Annotated in this window: 12 protein-coding genes and 3 rRNA genes; 11 read left to right on the top strand and 4 right to left on the bottom strand. The window is 56.0% G+C overall.

Features of this window, described 5'->3' with window-relative positions; all coding sequences use genetic code 11:
- The first annotated feature begins 81 nt into the window (after nt 1-81).
- Nucleotides 82-1,962 (top strand): molecular chaperone HtpG, encoded by a 1,881-nt coding sequence (gene htpG / locus KB449_RS17795; protein WP_282909646.1) that lies wholly within the window; start codon nt 82-84, stop codon nt 1,960-1,962.
- Between the two features lie 150 nt (nt 1,963-2,112).
- Here the strand turns inward: htpG and KB449_RS17790 are convergent, their stop codons facing one another.
- Nucleotides 2,113-2,331, bottom strand: a complete 219-nt coding sequence (locus KB449_RS17790; RefSeq protein WP_282909645.1) for a DUF2188 domain-containing protein — start codon at nt 2,329-2,331, stop codon at nt 2,113-2,115.
- A gap of 200 nt (nt 2,332-2,531) precedes the next feature.
- Between KB449_RS17790 and KB449_RS17785 the strand changes: the two genes are divergently transcribed.
- The 4 genes from KB449_RS17785 to KB449_RS17770 all read left to right on the top strand — a co-directional run bounded on the left by KB449_RS17785 (nt 2,532) and on the right by KB449_RS17770 (nt 6,024).
- Entirely contained in the window at nt 2,532-3,488 is a 957-nt protein-coding gene (locus KB449_RS17785) for a 3'-5' exoribonuclease YhaM family protein (protein WP_282909644.1), read from the top strand.
- A 76-nt stretch (nt 3,489-3,564) separates the two neighbouring features.
- A complete protein-coding gene (locus KB449_RS17780; RefSeq protein ID WP_282909643.1) occupies nt 3,565-4,674 on the top strand; it encodes a PdaC/SigV domain-containing protein in 1,110 nt (369 codons plus the stop codon).
- Nucleotides 4,675-4,826: 152 nt separating this feature from the next.
- Nucleotides 4,827-5,354 carry a WGxxGxxG family protein gene (locus KB449_RS17775; RefSeq protein WP_282909642.1) on the top strand — a complete coding sequence of 176 codons (528 nt, stop codon included), beginning with the start codon at nt 4,827-4,829 and terminating at the stop codon, nt 5,352-5,354.
- Nucleotides 5,355-5,544: 190 nt separating this feature from the next.
- Nucleotides 5,545-6,024 (top strand): C40 family peptidase, encoded by a 480-nt coding sequence (locus KB449_RS17770; protein ID WP_282909641.1) that lies wholly within the window; start codon nt 5,545-5,547, stop codon nt 6,022-6,024.
- Between the two features lie 47 nt (nt 6,025-6,071).
- On the opposite strand, the gene KB449_RS17765 is transcribed toward KB449_RS17770, so the two are convergent.
- Nucleotides 6,072-6,911, bottom strand: a complete 840-nt coding sequence (locus KB449_RS17765) for a sugar phosphate isomerase/epimerase family protein (RefSeq protein ID WP_282909640.1) — start codon at nt 6,909-6,911, stop codon at nt 6,072-6,074.
- Between the two features lie 456 nt (nt 6,912-7,367).
- Here KB449_RS17765 and KB449_RS17760 point away from each other — a divergent pair.
- The 3 genes from KB449_RS17760 (at nt 7,368) to rrf (ending at nt 12,392) form a co-directional block, all read left to right on the top strand.
- A 16S ribosomal RNA gene (locus KB449_RS17760) occupies nt 7,368-8,920 on the top strand.
- Nucleotides 8,921-9,210: 290 nt separating this feature from the next.
- Nucleotides 9,211-12,141 (top strand): 23S ribosomal RNA (locus KB449_RS17755).
- A 134-nt stretch (nt 12,142-12,275) separates the two neighbouring features.
- Nucleotides 12,276-12,392 (top strand): 5S ribosomal RNA (gene rrf, locus KB449_RS17750).
- Together the 16S, 23S and 5S rRNA genes form the textbook arrangement of a ribosomal RNA operon.
- A 264-nt stretch (nt 12,393-12,656) precedes the next feature.
- Here rrf and KB449_RS17745 read toward each other — a convergent pair.
- Entirely contained in the window at nt 12,657-12,815 is a 159-nt protein-coding gene (locus tag KB449_RS17745) for a hypothetical protein (RefSeq protein ID WP_158543922.1), read from the bottom strand.
- 156 nt (nt 12,816-12,971) lie between these two features.
- On the opposite strand from KB449_RS17745, the gene KB449_RS17740 reads away from it, so the two are divergent.
- The gene (locus KB449_RS17740; RefSeq protein WP_282909639.1) at nt 12,972-14,096 is read left to right on the top strand and encodes an SGNH/GDSL hydrolase family protein; all 1,125 of its coding nucleotides are present in this window, start codon (nt 12,972-12,974) and stop codon (nt 14,094-14,096) included.
- A gap of 43 nt (nt 14,097-14,139) precedes the next feature.
- On the opposite strand, the gene fabV is transcribed toward KB449_RS17740, so the two are convergent.
- Nucleotides 14,140-15,330: an enoyl-ACP reductase FabV gene (gene fabV, locus KB449_RS17735; protein WP_282909638.1), complete on the bottom strand. Its 1,191-nt coding sequence runs from the start codon at nt 15,328-15,330 to the stop codon at nt 14,140-14,142.
- A gap of 224 nt (nt 15,331-15,554) precedes the next feature.
- Here fabV and KB449_RS17730 point away from each other — a divergent pair, with 224 nt between their 5' ends.
- Both KB449_RS17730 and KB449_RS17725 read left to right on the top strand, forming a co-directional pair.
- Nucleotides 15,555-16,445 (top strand): ABC transporter ATP-binding protein, encoded by an 891-nt coding sequence (locus KB449_RS17730; RefSeq protein ID WP_282909637.1) that lies wholly within the window; start codon nt 15,555-15,557, stop codon nt 16,443-16,445.
- A gap of 45 nt (nt 16,446-16,490) precedes the next feature.
- Complete coding sequence (locus KB449_RS17725) at nt 16,491-17,243, top strand: ABC transporter permease (protein ID WP_282909636.1); 753 nt, start codon at nt 16,491-16,493, stop codon at nt 17,241-17,243.

The following is a 17,243-nucleotide window of genomic DNA, read 5'->3' as shown; positions in this document are numbered from 1 at the left end:
TGTTATAAAAAAGAAGGAAAATAGCACTCTCGGCGAGAGAGTGCTAACACTACGCGCAGGATTGAAGGAGAGAGTAGAGCGATGGAAAAGAAACCTTTCCAGGCCGAATCCAAGCGGCTGCTGGAGATGATGATCAACTCCATCTATACGCAGAAGGAGATCTTCCTGCGGGAGCTGATCTCGAACGCGAGCGACGCCATCGACAAGATCTATTACAAGGCGCTTACCGACGACAAGCTCGTGTTCAACAAAGACGACTACTATATTCAAGTCATTCCTGACAAAGCCGCACGCACGCTAACCCTTCGCGACACGGGGATCGGCATGACCCGGGAAGAGCTGGAGACGCATCTGGGCGTCATCGCCAAGAGCGGCTCGCTCGCCTTTAAGCAGGAGAACGAGTCCAAGGAAGGGCACGACATCATCGGCCAATTCGGCGTCGGCTTCTATTCCGCATTCATGGTGGCGGACAATGTCACGGTCGTGAGCCGCGCGCTTGGCAGCGATACCGCTTACAAGTGGGAGTCCGACGGCGCCGAAGGCTATACGATCGAGCCTGCCTCCAAGGACGAGGTCGGCACGGAGATCACGCTCAAGATCAAGGACAATACCGAGGACGACAACTACGACGAGTATCTCGAGGAGTACCGTCTTCGTTCGATTATCAAGAAGTACTCCGACTTCATTCGCTATCCGATCAAGATGAACGCCACCAAGAGCCGCCTCAAGGAAGGCACGGAAAGCGAGTACGAGTCCTACACCGAGGAAGAACGCGTGAACAGCATGGTGCCGATCTGGCGCAAAAACAAGAGCGAACTTACGGATGCGGACTACGAGAACTTTTACAACGAAAAGCACTACGGCTTCGACAAGCCGCTTAAGCATATCCATATCAGCGCGGACGGCGCGATCGTATACCAGGCGATTCTTTACATCCCCGAGAGCATGCCGTTCGATTATTACTCCAAGGAATACGAAAAGGGTCTCGAGCTGTACGCGAACGGCGTCCTCATCATGAACAAGTGCGCAGACCTGCTCCCCGACTACTTCAGCTTCGTGAAGGGCATGGTCGATTCCGAGAGTCTGTCGCTCAACATTTCCCGCGAGATGCTGCAGCACGACCGCCAGCTCAAGCTGATCGCCAAGAACATCGAGAGCAAGATCAAGGGCGAACTGACGCGCTTGCAGCGGGACGACCGGGAGAAGTACGAAAAGTTCTACCAGGCGTTCGGCCGTCAGCTCAAGTACGGCGTCTACAGCGACTACGGCATGCATAAGGACGCGCTGCAGGACCTGCTGATGTTTTACTCTTCCAAAGAGAAGAAGCTGGTCAGCCTCGAAGATTACGTGTCCCGGATGCCGGAGGATCAAAAGTATATCTACTATGCCACCGGCGATTCGAACGAACGAATCGCGAAGCTGCCGCAGACCGAGCTGGTTGCGGACAAGGGCTACGAGATTCTTTACTTCACCGACGATATCGACGAGTTCGCGATCAAGATGATCATGAAGTACAAGGAAAAGGAATTCCGCAGCGTCTCGAGCGGGGATCTGGGCATTGAGACCGAGGACGAGGCCAAGGAAGCGCAGCAGGAGCAGCAGGAGAACGAAGGGCTGTTCGGCGCGATGAAGGAGCTGCTCGGGGACAAGGTCAAGAGCGTCAAGGCTTCCAAGCGGCTGCGGTCGCACCCGGTCTGTCTGTCCACCGAGGGCGAAGTGACGATCGAGATGGAAAAAGTGCTGCGCATGATGCCGAACAACCCGGACGTCAAGGCGGACAAGGTGCTCGAGATCAATACGCATCATGACGTATTCAAATCGCTCAAGAGCGCGTTCGAGTCCGACAAAGAAAAGCTGGGCCTTTACACGGCGCTGCTGTACAATCAGGCGCTGCTTATCGAAGGACTGCCGATCGAGGATCCGGTCGAGTTCACCAACGATATTTGCAAGGTGATGGTATAACGGCAACCCATCCGCAAAAGGATACGCTCCGCAAAAACGGGACGACAGCAGATCGCTTGATCTGCCGCGTCCCGTTTTTCTTTTTCCTCGTACGTCCCGCAATTGGCTCAAGCACGCTTTATGACCGGCGCGGGGGCGGGAGGCGGCTCGTCAGCCCTTTGGCGGATAGGGATCGTGGCCGTGGCTGTCCTTGGTCTGAATACGCCCGTCTTTACCGTGAACGACAAGCTCGGAACGCTGCTCCTTCGCCAGCTTGCGCGCCGCTTCGACGGCCTCCTGCTTCGTATCCGTTACAAGCTCCGCCCGGCTCGAGCCTTCTCCGCGCACCGCCCAGCCTTTCTCGTGAGGCACTACATGTTGGTTCGGCATGGCCTGTCAGCTCCTTTCCTTTTATCTTTCATTAGCCAACACCGGGTTTCTCCAAACATCGCGAATGCCGTCAACTTTTTGCGTCGCCGCGTCGTCTATTAGATAGATCAATCATGAAACGACCGCCATTTCCAGTTCCTAGTAGGGTTCCGGCGATTCTGCTATACTGTCTGCAAGAGAAGGAAAGCAGGGATGACAACGTGACGTTAATCAGGGAAATGAGCAGCGGAAGCGAGTTCGTCGGCTTCTACCTGCTGCGAGAATTTGAAGTCAAGCAGACGAACGGAACGCCCGCCAAGGATTATTTCGACATCGTTCTGTGCGATGCTTCCGGACAGCTGCCGGCGAAGTATTGGGATGTCTCACCCGCCGAAAAGAGTCTTTTTGCGCCGATGGGACTGGTTAAAGTGCAGGGCGTCGTCCAACTCTACCGGGAGAAGCTCCAGATCAAGATCAACCGGATTCGTCTGGCGGTGGATCAAGACGGCGTCGCGATAGCCGACTTTATCAAGTCTGCGCCGATCGCCGCCGTCGACCTGGTACGCACGATTGAGCGGACGGCCTCCGAGATCTCGGACATGGAGCTGCGCGGACTCGTCGAGTACTGCTTGTCGAAGGTGGGGGACAAATTATCGCATTACCCCGCGGCCAAAACCCATCATCATAACTATTATTCGGGCTTGGCCTATCATACCGTTCGCATGCTGGAAATCGGGGAGTTTATTTGCCGTCAGCGACCGTTCTTGAACGCCGATCTGCTTCGCGCGGGCATTCTGCTGCACGATATCGCCAAGACCGAGGAGCTGACCGCAAGCCTTGGCATCGTATCCGAATACAGCCTTCAAGGCAGACTGATCGGCCATATCGCTCTCGCTTCGACCTGGGTGACCGAGGCGGCACTCAAGCTCGGCATTCCGGCCGATTCGCCGAAGGTCGTCGCCCTGCAGCATTTGATTCTATCGCATCACAATCTGGGCGAATGGGGCAGCCCCGTACAGCCGCAGACGGCCGAAGCCATCGCCTTGCACTTCATCGATTCGCTCGACGCCAAGCTGCAAATGGCGGAGGATGCGCTGAGCGCGCTTCCCGAAGGCGAATCCTGGACGCCGATGATCAGGGGACTCGAGAACAAAGCCATCTATCGAACTTCTTTTTAACGGAACCTGATCTTCCAAGGGCAATGTGGGGTAAAGGCGTAAAGGCATACAAACCCAACCAGAGGAGGCCGCATTTATGGCTAAGACTCGCAAAGCAACCGATTCGTTCGTGCTGCGCCGGACTAAAATCGCCGCGATTGCCGCCATGTTGGCGGTCGCCGGATTCGCGGGCATTAACGGAGACGCCCGTGCCGGCGCCGCTGTGTCCGCCACGCAGCTTCAAGTTTCCGCGCGGCCTTTTGCGATCGAAGGCAAAAAGGTTTTTCTGCCGGCTGCGCTTGTGAATGGAGAATCTTATATCGGCCTTCGTTCGTTGAACGACCGGCTCGGCATCGGCACGTCCTGGGATCCGAAAACAAAGATAACGACGCTGACCGGACGCGGACGTACGATGCAGCTGACTCCCTCTTCGGAATATCGGCTCAACGGAGAGCGTCTTTACGCCTCGCCTGCCTATATTCAAGCGGGCTCGACCTTCGTACCGCTGCGATTCGTCCTGGAGAGCTTCGGTTACAGCATCGGCTATGACGCTGCTTCCAAGACGGTATCCATAACGCCGATCGCCGAGAACGGCCTGTCCTGGAAGACGGAGCAGCTGACGCATGCGGCGACTAAGCTGTCGCTGACGGTTTCCTATCCAGTATTCTCCGGCTTCGAAAATCAGGAGGCGCAAGCAAAAATAAACGCCAAGCTGAAGGCCGATGCCGAAAAATACGCGGCGTCCGGCCGCCAAACGCTTGAAAAAGCGGCAAAAGATAACGCGGATGCCGAGAAAAGCTACCCGGATACGAACATCCCGCCGGTCGAGTATGAGGGCATCTATACGATCGCTCAGAAATCAGCCGGTCTGCTTAGCTTGTACGTCGATTATTATATTTATTTGGGCGGAGCGCACGGCGGAACGGAACGCGTCCCTTATACGTTTGACCTGAAAACGGGGAAATTGCTTACGCTTAAAGATGTCGCAGGCGGCAGCGCGGATTATGTGTCGATCATTAATCGCGCGATCCAGACACAGATCAAAGAACGTAAGCTGGAACTGCTGGTGCCTTTCAAAACAATTGGAGCAGACCGACCCTTCTTCATGAAAAACGGAGCCGTCGTCGTTTACTTCGAGCAATACGAATATACGCCGTACGCTGCAGGCATGCCGGAATTTGCGGTGCCGCTAAGCGCGTTCAAATAAATTCCGGTACTTTTTTGTGTGTTGCTGCATAAGCAGGGCTTGATTGATCGGAATGGCAGTTTTCTCACGGTATGCGCGCGGGCAATGCGAGGGACATTACAAGGGCAATCGCGCTTGGACTTGTCAATCCCATTCCCGAGGAGGAACACATTTTGAATTCGACGCTCCGCAAAGCAGCAGCCTGCACTTGCTTGTCCATGATGTTGGCCGTTCCGGCCTACGCCACTTCGTATTCGACGGCGGTACCGAGTCCTTCGCCGACTCCTTCGGCGTATGGTACTACTGGGACGTATGGCACCACCGGAACTTACGGCATGACGGGCACGACCGGAACTTATGGTACCCATGGTACTACCGGCATGTACGGCACGGGCGATACGGGCGTCTCCGGCATGGGCACCGGCGGCACGATGGGCGGCTACCGTTCGTATTCGACGGGGACGGTCAGCCCTTATTCCGGCACCGGCACGACTTCGAGCACGTATAACGCTCGCAGCTACACCGGGTACAACACGCCGACAACGGGCGGCACTTACCACACACGTTCGACGGACGGCACTTACAGAGCCAAGGCTACTACCGAGACTCGTCGCGGCTCGAACTGGGGCTGGCTCGGTCTGCTGGGCTTGCTCGGCCTTGCTGGCATGCGTTCGCGCCAATCGAGCGACGATCGACGCTAAGGGACGAACCGCCGGGAACAATTCCCGGCGGTTTTTATCATTAATGTTTTCTCACGCTATTTTAACAATCGGCGTTTGAGCGGCGATTTCCGCGGATTTGCGTTCTTTTTGGGAAAAAGAGGGTGATTCAGATGTGTTAAGATCAATCCCAAGCAAGAATAACTTACGATTGCACGGAGGATCTTAACCTATGAACGTACGTAAGCTGGTCAAACCTGTCGTCGCTGCCGTCCTTGCCGCCGGCGTGTTTTTTGGAGGCGCGTCCGCGCTCGGAACTTCGAAAGCTTCCGCCGCAACACAAGAATCGCTCGCACTGCTCTCGTTCGGCAAACAATACATAGGCACGCCTTATGTGTACGGCGCCGCCAGCGGATTGACATCCGCATTCGATTGCTCGTCGTTCGTACAATATATTTTCGGCAAAGAAGGCACGGCGCTGCCTCGTACGGCTGCAGCCATGGCCTCTAAAGGCACCAAGGTAACGAAGGCTTCGCTCAGCGTCGGCGACCTTGTCTTTTTCAGCTCCTCCAACAATTGGATCGGGCACGTTGCCATTTACGCCGGAGACGGCAAGATTCTTCATGCCAGCACTAGCCAAGGCGTCACCGTATCGAGCATGAACAGCACCTATTGGAAGGCCAGATATGTGACCGCTAAACGAGTTTTATAAAATCGCTGTTTAACCGCCCCGCATGCCAAGCATGCGGGGCAACTTGTTTATTGCGCTTCTTCCAGCCGGGTCTCGACGATCGTCTTGATTCGCGCAAGCCCTTCCCACATGTCACCCGGGCCATCGTAGATCAATACGTACGCCCCGTCGAAGCCGCTTGCGATCGCTCGATCCAGGCATCGCTCGAATTCCGGGCGATCGGGCATGCCCTTTTCGTCATACTGGGCTTTGACGTGCACGGACACGCTAAGAGGAAGGATGATGTCGAGTTCATCGTACTTGCGCGCGCCCGAGAAATTGCCGAAGTCCGTTATCCAGCGCACTTCGGACCCGGTCAACCTGGCAAGCTCGCGGCAATGATCGCCCGTGGCCGTCAGCGCTTTGAAGTTTTCTGTTATGACGGAGACACGTTTTCCTTTTGCGTACGCTGCCAATTCAAGTAAGTATTTAGCTGACTGCGCCAGAGCCGTATTGTCGGATCCGTGCGCTTCGCCGGCGACGATTCGTATTTGCCTGGCTCCGCCGAGCGCCGCCGCGTCGATCCAATGGCGCATCAAAGCCAAGTCCTCGGTCAGCCTCTTCGGATCCTTCGACGTCAGATCTCCGTAATCCAGCAGCAGCGTATCGAAGCGGACACCGGCAGAACGAAAGGACGCTTGAAGCGCATCTAAGTAAGCAGGGTCCGTGCTCGGAAAGTGAAAGTGACAAATCTCTACGGCGGTATCTCCTCTTCTGGCGGCTTCGGCAGGCAATTGCAGCAGCTCGAGTACTTGTGGTTGGCTTTGTTCGTTTACGATATGCCGTTCGCCGACCCCATCCCAAGTCGTCCACCGTAGCGGGCCGAGCAGGCGGTGCAGGCTCCAGGTACTTAACGATAGATAGGACAAAAGCTTCTCGCCTCGCTTTCTTCTAATGAAAAGAAGGTTGATTCCGACTCTGGTTTCAGCATAGCATCGAACGGAGGAAGCGCTATTTCGATATTTGCTCATTCCTTACGCATTCTGGTCTGATTCGGCAGAGGAAAAGTTTTTGAAAAAAAGGAGTTGCGCAATTGAACTTGTATGTGTTAAATTACTTCTTGTGCCTTTTGCAGCGCCAAGTAAACGCGATTCGAAATGAAGGAATACATATTCTGAATTTTGAACAGTTGAAAAAAAAAGTGTTGCAAAGTGTCGCGAGATTATGATAAGATCTAATTCCTGCCTCGGAAACGAAGCAGACAAGCTTTAAGAGATTGCTCCTTGAAAACTGAACATCGAGCGTTAAAACAAACGGACGCTGAAGCCTTTCGAGGCGGAAGCAAAAGTTATACCAGCAATGAAATGAGCTATATTGAACTACCCTTTATGGAGAGTTTGATCCTGGCTCAGGACGAACGCTGGCGGCGTGCCTAATACATGCAAGTCGAGCGGATTTAGTTTGTAGCTTGCTACAAACTAAGTTAGCGGCGGACGGGTGAGTAACACGTAGGCAACCTGCCCTGAAGACCGGGATAACATTCGGAAACGAATGCTAAGACCGGATAGGCAGCGAGATGGCATCATCTTGCTGAGAAACACGGTGCAAGCTGTGGCTTTGGGATGGGCCTGCGGCGCATTAGCTAGTTGGTGGGGTAACGGCTCACCAAGGCGACGATGCGTAGCCGACCTGAGAGGGTGAACGGCCACACTGGGACTGAGACACGGCCCAGACTCCTACGGGAGGCAGCAGTAGGGAATCTTCCACAATGGGCGCAAGCCTGATGGAGCAACGCCGCGTGAGTGAGGAAGGCTTTCGGGTCGTAAAGCTCTGTTGCCAGGGAAGAATAAGGATGTGTTAACTGCACATTCGATGACGGTACCTGAGAAGAAAGCCCCGGCTAACTACGTGCCAGCAGCCGCGGTAATACGTAGGGGGCAAGCGTTGTCCGGAATTATTGGGCGTAAAGCGCGCGCAGGCGGTCTTTTAAGTCTGGTGTCTAAGTGCGGGGCTCAACCCCGTGATGCACTGGAAACTGGGAGACTTGAGTGCAGAAGAGGAGAGCGGAATTCCACGTGTAGCGGTGAAATGCGTAGAGATGTGGAGGAACACCAGTGGCGAAGGCGGCTCTCTGGACTGTAACTGACGCTGAGGCGCGAAAGCGTGGGGAGCAAACAGGATTAGATACCCTGGTAGTCCACGCCGTAAACGATGAGTGCTAGGTGTTGGGGGGGTCCACCCCTCGGTGCCGAAGTTAACACATTAAGCACTCCGCCTGGGGAGTACGGTCGCAAGACTGAAACTCAAAGGAATTGACGGGGACCCGCACAAGCAGTGGAGTATGTGGTTTAATTCGAAGCAACGCGAAGAACCTTACCAGGTCTTGACATCCCTCTGACCGGTCTAGAGATAGGCCTTCCCTTCGGGGCAGAGGAGACAGGTGGTGCATGGTTGTCGTCAGCTCGTGTCGTGAGATGTTGGGTTAAGTCCCGCAACGAGCGCAACCCTTGGATTTAGTTGCCAGCACTTTGGGTGGGCACTCTAGATCGACTGCCGGTGACAAACCGGAGGAAGGCGGGGATGACGTCAAATCATCATGCCCCTTATGACCTGGGCTACACACGTACTACAATGGCCGGTACAACGGGCTGCGAAGGAGCGATCCGGAGCCAATCCTACCAAAGCCGGTCTCAGTTCGGATTGCAGGCTGCAACTCGCCTGCATGAAGTCGGAATTGCTAGTAATCGCGGATCAGCATGCCGCGGTGAATACGTTCCCGGGTCTTGTACACACCGCCCGTCACACCACGAGAGTTTACAACACCCGAAGCCGGTGGGGTAACCCGCAAGGGGGCCAGCCGTCGAAGGTGGGGTAGATGATTGGGGTGAAGTCGTAACAAGGTAGCCGTATCGGAAGGTGCGGCTGGATCACCTCCTTTCTAAGGAGCCCTTCGGGGCAATACGAAGTCCGTTGTTTTAATCGCTCGAGTTCAGTTTTGAAGGAGAAATCCTTCGGCAAGCTGATCTTACGATCACTTGCTTGCACCTTGAAAACCGGATAGCGAAACGAAAATGCGCAAATTAGAAATTCTCATGCATTTGCCTTGTGTAGTTTGCTAAGAGCGAAGCATGGACGAATTGAAGTCGCCTTTCGACAATCGGTCTTACCGTACAAACGGGAAGACGGGTTGATGGGAGAACGCGCTGAAATCGGCCATGCGGAGCGATTGGTTAAGCTATTAAGGGCGCACGGAGGATGCCTAGGCGCCAGGAGCCTAAGAAGGACGCGGCGAACAGCGAAATTGCCTCGGGGAGCCGTAAGCAGGCTTTGATCCGGGGATGTCCGAATGGGGAAACCCGGCTGGGGTCATGCCCAGTCACCTATGAGTGAATACATAGCTCATAAGGAGGCACACCCAGGGAACTGAAACATCTAAGTACCTGGAGGAGAAGAAAACAAGAGTGATTCCGTCAGTAGCGGCGAGCGAAAGCGGATTAGCCCAAACCTGAGAGCTTGCTCTCAGGGGTTGTGGGACGTCTCACATGGAGTTACAAAGGAGCAGGTTAGGCGAAGAGGTCTGGAAAGGCCCGGCATAGAAGGTAAAAGCCCTGTAGCCAAAAATCTGTTCCCTCCGAGACGGATCCCGAGTACCGCGGGACACGAGAAACCCCGTGGGAATCCGGCAGGACCATCTGCCAAGGCTAAATACTCCCTGGCGACCGATAGTGAAGCAGTACCGTGAGGGAAAGGTGAAAAGCACCGCGGGAGCGGAGTGAAAAAGAACCTGAAACCGTGCGCTTACAAGAAGTCAGAGCCCGATCTAGGGGTGATGGCGTGCCTTTTGTAGAATGAACCGGCGAGTTACGTTTACGTGCGAGGTTAAGTCGGAGAGACGGAGCCGCAGCGAAAGCGAGTCTGAATAGGGCGCTTTAGTACGTAGTCGTAGACCCGAAACCGGGTGATCTACCCCTGTGCAGGGTGAAGGTGAGGTAACACTTACTGGAGGCCCGAACTCGTGAGCGTTGAAAAGCTCTGGGATGACGTGGGGGTAGGGGAGAAATTCCAATCGAACTCGGAGATAGCTGGTTCTCCCCGAAATAGCTTTAGGGCTAGCCTCGAGATTTAGCATCATGGAGGTAGAGCACTGATTGGGTGCGGGGCCCGCCAAGGGTTACCAAGTCCAGTCAAACTCCGAATGCCATGGATGTATGCTCGGGAGTCAGACGGCGAGTGCTAAGATCCGTCGTCAAGAGGGAAAGAGCCCAGATCATCAGCTAAGGTCCCCAAGTGTGTGTTAAGTGGGAAAGGATGTGGAGTTGCGAAGACAACCAGGATGTTGGCTTAGAAGCAGCCACCATTTAAAGAGTGCGTAATAGCTCACTGGTCGAGTGACTCTGCGCCGAAAATGTAACGGGGCTAAACACACCACCGAAGCTATGGCATGTACCTTTTGGTACTTGGGTAGGGGAGCGTTGAATGCGGGTTGAAGTCGGACCGAGAGGACCGGTGGACTGCATTCAAGTGAGAATGCCGGTATGAGTAACGAAAAGACAGGTGAGAATCCTGTCCGCCGAAAGCCTAAGGGTTCCTGAGGAAGGTTCGTCCGCTCAGGGTAAGTCGGGACCTAAGGCGAGGCCGAAAGGCGTAGTCGAAGGACAACAGGTTGAAATTCCTGTACCACCGTAATCCGTTACGAGCGATGGGGGGACGCAGGAGGGCAAGAACGCGAGCTGATGGAATAGCTCGTCCAAGCAGTGAGGGGTGTGTGTAGGCAAATCCGCACACTAATACCTTGAGCTGTGATGGGGAGGGAAAATTACAGTACCGAAGGTTCCGTGCTCACGCTGCCGAGAAAAGCCTCTAGCCAGGAGAAGGTGCCCGTACCGCAAACCGACACAGGTAGGCGAGAAGAGAATTCTAAGGCGCGCGGAAGAACTCTCGTTAAGGAACTCGGCAAAATGACCCCGTAACTTCGGGAGAAGGGGTGCCTCGGTAGGGTGAATAGCCCGAGGGGGCCGCAGTGAATAGGCCCAAGCGACTGTTTAGCAAAAACACAGGTCTGTGCGAAGCCGTAAGGCGAAGTATACGGGCTGACGCCTGCCCGGTGCTGGAAGGTTAAGGGGAGCGGTTAGGGGCAACCCGAAGCTGTGAACCGAAGCCCCAGTAAACGGCGGCCGTAACTATAACGGTCCTAAGGTAGCGAAATTCCTTGTCAGGTAAATTCTGACCCGCACGAATGGCGTAACGACTTGGGCGCTGTCTCAACGAGAGATCCGGTGAAATTTTAGTACCTGTGAAGATGCAGGTTACCCGCGACGTGACGGAAAGACCCCATGGAGCTTTACTGTAGCTTGATATTGAACTTGGGTACGGTCTGTACAGGATAGGTGGGAGCCTAAGAAGTTGGAGCGCAAGCTTCAATGGAGGCGCCGTTGGGATACCACCCTGATCGTATCTAGGTTCTAACCTGTCACCGTGAATCCGGTGAAGGGACCGTGTCAGGCGGACAGTTTGACTGGGGCGGTCGCCTCCTAAAGCGTAACGGAGGCGCCCCAAGGTTCCCTCAGAATGGTTGGAAATCATTCGAAGAGTGCAAAGGCATAAGGGAGCTTGACTGCGAGACCTACAAGTCGAGCAGGGACGAAAGTCGGGCTTAGTGATCCGGTGGTACCGAATGGAAGGGCCATCGCTCAACGGATAAAAGCTACCCTGGGGATAACAGGCTTATCTCCCCCAAGAGTCCACATCGACGGGGAGGTTTGGCACCTCGATGTCGGCTCATCGCATCCTGGGGCTGAAGTAGGTCCCAAGGGTTGGGCTGTTCGCCCATTAAAGCGGTACGCGAGCTGGGTTCAGAACGTCGTGAGACAGTTCGGTCCCTATCTGTCGCGGGCGTAGGAAATTTGAGAGGGGCTGTCCTTAGTACGAGAGGACCGGGATGGACGCACCGCTGGTGTACCAGTTGTTCCGCCAGGAGCATCGCTGGGTAGCCAAGTGCGGGAGGGATAAGCGCTGAAAGCATCTAAGCGCGAAGCCCGCCTCAAGATGAGATTTCCCAATTCGTAAGACCCCTTGGAGAACACGAGGTTGATAGGCTCGGGGTGGAAGCGCAGCAATGCGTGCAGCTGACGAGTACTAATCGGTCGAGGGCTTATCCTACTGTTCCTTCCGAGGAACAAACGGCAAGCCGCACAGGTAAGAGCATTTCTAAGCGCAGGTTCGTTTCGCATCCGGTTTTCAGGGCGCAAGCTCTGTGAAGCTGCAAATCTGTACGACACTCGTCGCACAGTAGGTCTGGTGGTCATGGCGGAGGGGTCCCACGCGTACCCATCTCGAACACGACCGTTAAGCCCTCCAGCGCCGATGGTACTTGGACCGCAGGGTCCTGGGAGAGTAGGACGTCGCCAGGCCAAAGCGCAGCAGTGAGAACCACCTTCTTCGGAAGGTGGTTTTTTCATGCGTTAAATCCGCGGGCTCTTGATACGATATAACGGGTGGTGTAAGGCAAAAAGCTACTCTACAGCCTCGCGAACCAATCTAAACGGTGCTGAAAGGGCAAAAAGTTACTCTAAAGCCATAACGAGCGGCAGCTTGAGAAGCCGCGGAGAACACCTCTACGATTGGACACGAAAAGGCCGCCGGCTCAAGCCGGCGGCTTCTTCTAAGTAGAGTGGTTATAACGCGTTTCTGCGGCCGCGGGACAGAAGGACGAGACCGATGATCAGTACGATCAGACCGATGCCGCCGAACGACCAGACGAATTCGACCGCTGCTTTGGCCAACCAAAGTACGATGGCTACGATAACCGCTAGGATTCCGAGTACGAGTACCATTGTGATGACCTCCATATCGTAAGGGGATATCTTCTATTACCCAATTTGGCGAGATTAAACAAGGACGAGATAAAAATTCGCAATAATAACGGTTGCCAATAGTCGCCATGCTGTTAAAATAACTTCGAACAGCAAAATAAGAAGGGGAGCGATCGAGTGGGAACGGGGGCAGCGAGCAAGCCGGAAATCGTCCGCATTCGCGGACCATTGACGAACACAAAGCGCAAGCTGGCGGAAGGCGGACTGACGGTCGGATATATTGGCGGATCGATTACGGACGAACGGGCCGGACACAATTGGCCGGAGCCGGTCACGCGCTGGCTGGTGGCGAATTATCCGCAGGTCCGCGTAGCTGTGGAGAATGCAGGCATCGGCGCGACAGGAAGCGATCTCGCTTCTTTCCGTGCCAAGCGGGATCTCATCGATCGGGGCTGCGATCTCGTTTTCGTAGAGTTTGCGGTTAACGACAACGGCGTAGCGACCGAGCGGCGGAAAAAAACGCGCGAAGGATTGCTGCGGCAGCTGCTTGCGAGCGGAACGACCGATGTGGTACTGGTTTATACATACTGCCAGGACATGTACGGACCGATGTCGGAGGGACATATGCCGCCCAGCATCGAGGAGTTCGAGATTTTGGCGGCGCATTACGGCCTCAGCTCCGTGTGGATGGGCATGCATGCGTTTAATGAGGTGAAGGCGGGCTACCTCCGTTGGGAGGAATGGCTTCCTGACGGACTCCATCCGACGGAACGGGGCAGCTACAGCTACGGCCAGAGCGTCATCGGATATTTACAAACGGCACTCGTAGAAGGGGATGGGCTGGCGGGACGGGCAGATACGGCAGCAACCGCAGGCTTGCCCAAGCCGCTGGATCCGGGGCATTGGCAGGAGGTTTCGTTCGTACCGTTCGATAAGGTGCGGACGGAAGGGCCGTGGTCCATTCGACGATGGGTGACGCTGGAATGGATCGACCGTGCGCTGTCGACGTCGGCGGTCGGAGCGAAGCTGGCTTTTTCGTTCGAGGGAAGGGGACTTGCCTTGGCGTTCGACTTCGGCAAAAATTCGGCAGAGTGCCGGTACCGGATCGATGGCGGGGAATGGAAGGAGACGTCCAGGGAGCGCCCTGTCTGGTGCGGGCCGGCCGGATGGCTCAAGCTGGAGACGATAACCGACGAATTGCCGAGCGGCAGGCATGAGGTCGAACTCGAAGTCATTCACGGCAACAAACCGGATTGCGGCGGCACGCACTTTGATCTGGCCTTTATCGGCATCATCCATTAGCTTCATGAAAAGAGGGAGCCCAACGAGGGGCTCCCTTTGTCGTCTAGCGCAAATTCGCGATGGCCACGTCCGGTTCGGCTTCCGCCTCGTAATCGACGGCCCCGGTTTCGAATCCGAACAGCTGGAAAAACTCCTTGCGGTATCCTTCAAGGTCCGACAGCTCGTAAACGTTATCCGTGGAGAGCGCCGCCCACAGCTTCTCGACTTCGGCTTGAATCTCGGGACGCATCTCCCAATCGTCGATGCGGATACGTCCTTTCTCATCCACAGCGGTCTCACCGCCGCCATACAGCCGCTCGGAGAAGAGCCTGTACATTTGCTCGATGCAGCCCTCGTGCAGCTCTTTTTCTTTCATCACCTTGTACAGCACGGAAATATAGAGCGGTACGACCGGAATGGCGGAGCTCGACTGGGTGACCAGCGCCTTGTTCACCGATACGAACGCGCGCCCGCCGGTCGCAGACAGCCGATCGTTCAGGCGAAGCCCAGTCGCCTCCAGATGCTCCTTGGCGCGTCCGATCGTTCCTTCTCGGTACACGGCATGCGTGATCTCCGGCCCGATATACGTATAGGCGACGGTCGTTGCGTCTTCGGTCAGAACGCCGGCTTCGCGCAGCGCATCGATCCACATCTCCCAGTCTTCGCCGCCCATGACCGCGACCGTCTGGTCAACCTCTTCCTCGGTGGCGGGTTCGATCGAAGCGAGCGATACTTCGCCTGTGTGGAAGTTGACCGTCTTGTTCGTGTAAGTGCCGCCCAGCGGCTTGATGACGGAGGAGAAGGTCTCGCCCGTCTTCGGGTGGGTCCGGCGCGGCGAAGCGACGCTGTAGACGACGAGGTCGACTTGACCGAGCTCTTCGCGGATCGTGGCGATCGTCTTGTCCTTAATCTCGTCCGAGAAGGCGTCGCCGACGATGCTGAACGACTTGAGGCCGGCTTCGGAAGCGGCCTCTTCGAAGGCAGCCGAGTTGTACCAGCCGGCCGAGGCCGTGCGGGCGCCTTCGGCGGCCTTGTCGAAGTAGACGCCGATCGTATTCGCGCCGGCGCCGAAGGCCGCGACGATGCGGGAAGCGAGGCCGTAGCCGGTCGATGCGCCGATAACGAGCGCATTGCGCGGGCCCTTGATGGCAGGCTTGCCTTTCACATATTCCACTTGACGCTGAACCTGGATAGCGCAGCCGTCCGGATGCGCGGTCGTGCAGATGAAGCCGCGAGTTTTCGGTTGGATGATCATGGGTTCGCATTTTCCTTTGCCATATAGAGTTTGAGGACCGGTCAAGCTGGCCTGACTTCCCTATTGTACTAATTCAAGCATAGGATGGGAAGGCATGCGAGGCATGGACGGCAACACGTTTCATATGACAGTTGTCATGCCAGGAAGATTACGCTTGTGAGTGCATGAACCGTTTTCCGAACGATACAATGTTTCTAGCGGTTAGACGAATGGAGGAAGACGGGATGGACCATGTCATCGAACTCGATAGGGTCAGCAAAGTATATAAAGGCAAACGCGCGGTCGACGGGCTGTCGCTTCGCGTGTCCAAGGGCAGCGTGCTCGCTCTGCTGGGGCCAAATGGCGCCGGCAAGACGACCACGGTCTCAATGATCCTCGGCCTGCTGCAGCCGACGGAAGGGAAGGTCAAGCTGCTGGGGAGCGACCCTCGCGAGGCTGGCGTGCGAAAAAGAATCGGCGCGATGCTGCAGGAAGTGAGCGTCATCGACAATCTGAAGGTATCCGAGACGATCGAGCTGTTCCGCAGCTACTACGACAAGCCGCTCCCGCTCGCCGATCTGCTGCGGATCTCCGCGCTCGAATCGGAACGGGGAAAGATGGCTTCCGCGCTCTCCGGCGGCCAGCAGCGCCGACTCGGATTCGCGCTCGCGCTTGCCGGCGATCCGGAGGTGCTGTTCCTAGACGAGCCGACCGTCGGCATGGACGTCACCTCGCGTCAGCTTTTCTGGGACACGGTGAGGAAGATGGCGGACCGGGGCAAGACGATCGTGCTGACGACGCATTATCTGGAGGAAGCGGACAGCATCGCGGACCGGATCGTCGTCGTGAGCGACGGCCGAATTGTTGCGGACGGTTCGCCGAGCGAGATCAAAGCCCGTACGACGGGGCGCATCATCTCGTTCACGGCTGGCGAGCGGACAAGCGACGAGGAGCTGCGCGATATTCCCGGCGTAACGGAGCTCAGCCGCAGCGGCAGGCGCGTGAAGCTGATGAGCGAGGATACGGACCGGCTGATCGCCGAGCTGATCGCCAGGCGAACGGATATGCGGGATATCGAGATCGGCAGCGGAGGCTTGGAAGAAGCTTTCCAGGCGCTCGTGCGCAAGGCGGAATAAGTACAGTACCACGACCCATATTCAAAGATAGAAGGAGCTGTTCCTATGAATCAGACGGCGCGCGCGACCTGGGCTCAGTGCAAATCGGAAATGCTGCGCACGGCGAGAAACAAGCGTTTCGTCATTTTCTCCGTCATTATGCCGATCGCCTTTTTCTTCATTTTTACCGGTACGATGAATGCGGATGCGACGATCGACGGCACGGATTGGATTCCGTACTATTTGATGTCCATGACCTCCTACGGCGTCATCGGCGCAAGCCTCACCTCGTTCGCGCCCCGCATCGCCAAGGAGCGGGCGCAGGGGTGGATCCGTCTGCTGCGGATTACGCCGCTCCCCTCGGGCTCTTACGTACTGTCCAAGATCGTGGCCCAAGCGCTGATTAACCTCGTAATTATCGTACTCGTGTTCGCAGTGGCAGGGCTGACCAAAGGCATCGATCTGCCGGCTGCGGTCTGGCTCGAGAGCGGGCTGTGGATCTGGCTGGGCGGCTTCGCCTTTATGGCGCTCGCTACGCTCGTCGGTTCGATGCGAAACGCGGATGCGGTTCAGGTGCTCAGCATGATCCTGTATCTGGGCATGTCTGTCATGGGCGGCCTGTGGATGCCAACGAGCACGTTTCCGCAGGTCATGCAGAATATCGCGAAGTGGCTGCCGACCTATCGGGTCGGCCAGGGCGCCTGGAACCTGGTCGGAGGCGGGCATCCCGACTGGGCCGGCATTGGAATACTGGCTGCGTACGCTCTCGTTTTCGTGATATTATCTTCCTATATTATGAAAAAGCAGGAAGCGGTGTAG

It is taken from the genome of Cohnella hashimotonis (assembly GCF_030014955.1).
In the GTDB taxonomy this organism is placed as follows: Bacteria; Bacillota; Bacilli; order Paenibacillales; family Paenibacillaceae; genus Cohnella; species Cohnella hashimotonis.
The sequence above is the reverse complement of the archived record's forward strand: the minus strand, read 5'-3'. Positions and strand labels throughout refer to the sequence as shown.

Bases quoted from the DNA above. Each gene is read 5' to 3' on its own strand.
- fabV (WP_282909638.1), bottom strand. From the start codon at position 15,330: ATGATCATCCAACCGAAAACTCGCGGCTTCATCTGCACGACCGCGCAT.
- KB449_RS17790 (WP_282909645.1), bottom strand. From the start codon at position 2,331: ATGCCGAACCAACATGTAGTGCCTCACGAGAAAGGCTGGGCGGTGCGC.
- KB449_RS17745 (WP_158543922.1), bottom strand. From the start codon at position 12,815: ATGGTACTCGTACTCGGAATCCTAGCGGTTATCGTAGCCATCGTACTT.
- KB449_RS17725 (WP_282909636.1), top strand. From the start codon at position 16,491: ATGAATCAGACGGCGCGCGCGACCTGGGCTCAGTGCAAATCGGAAATG.
- KB449_RS17730 (WP_282909637.1), top strand. From the start codon at position 15,555: ATGGACCATGTCATCGAACTCGATAGGGTCAGCAAAGTATATAAAGGC.
- KB449_RS17770 (WP_282909641.1), top strand. From the start codon at position 5,545: ATGAACGTACGTAAGCTGGTCAAACCTGTCGTCGCTGCCGTCCTTGCC.
- KB449_RS17780 (WP_282909643.1), top strand. From the start codon at position 3,565: ATGGCTAAGACTCGCAAAGCAACCGATTCGTTCGTGCTGCGCCGGACT.
- htpG (WP_282909646.1), top strand. From the start codon at position 82: ATGGAAAAGAAACCTTTCCAGGCCGAATCCAAGCGGCTGCTGGAGATG.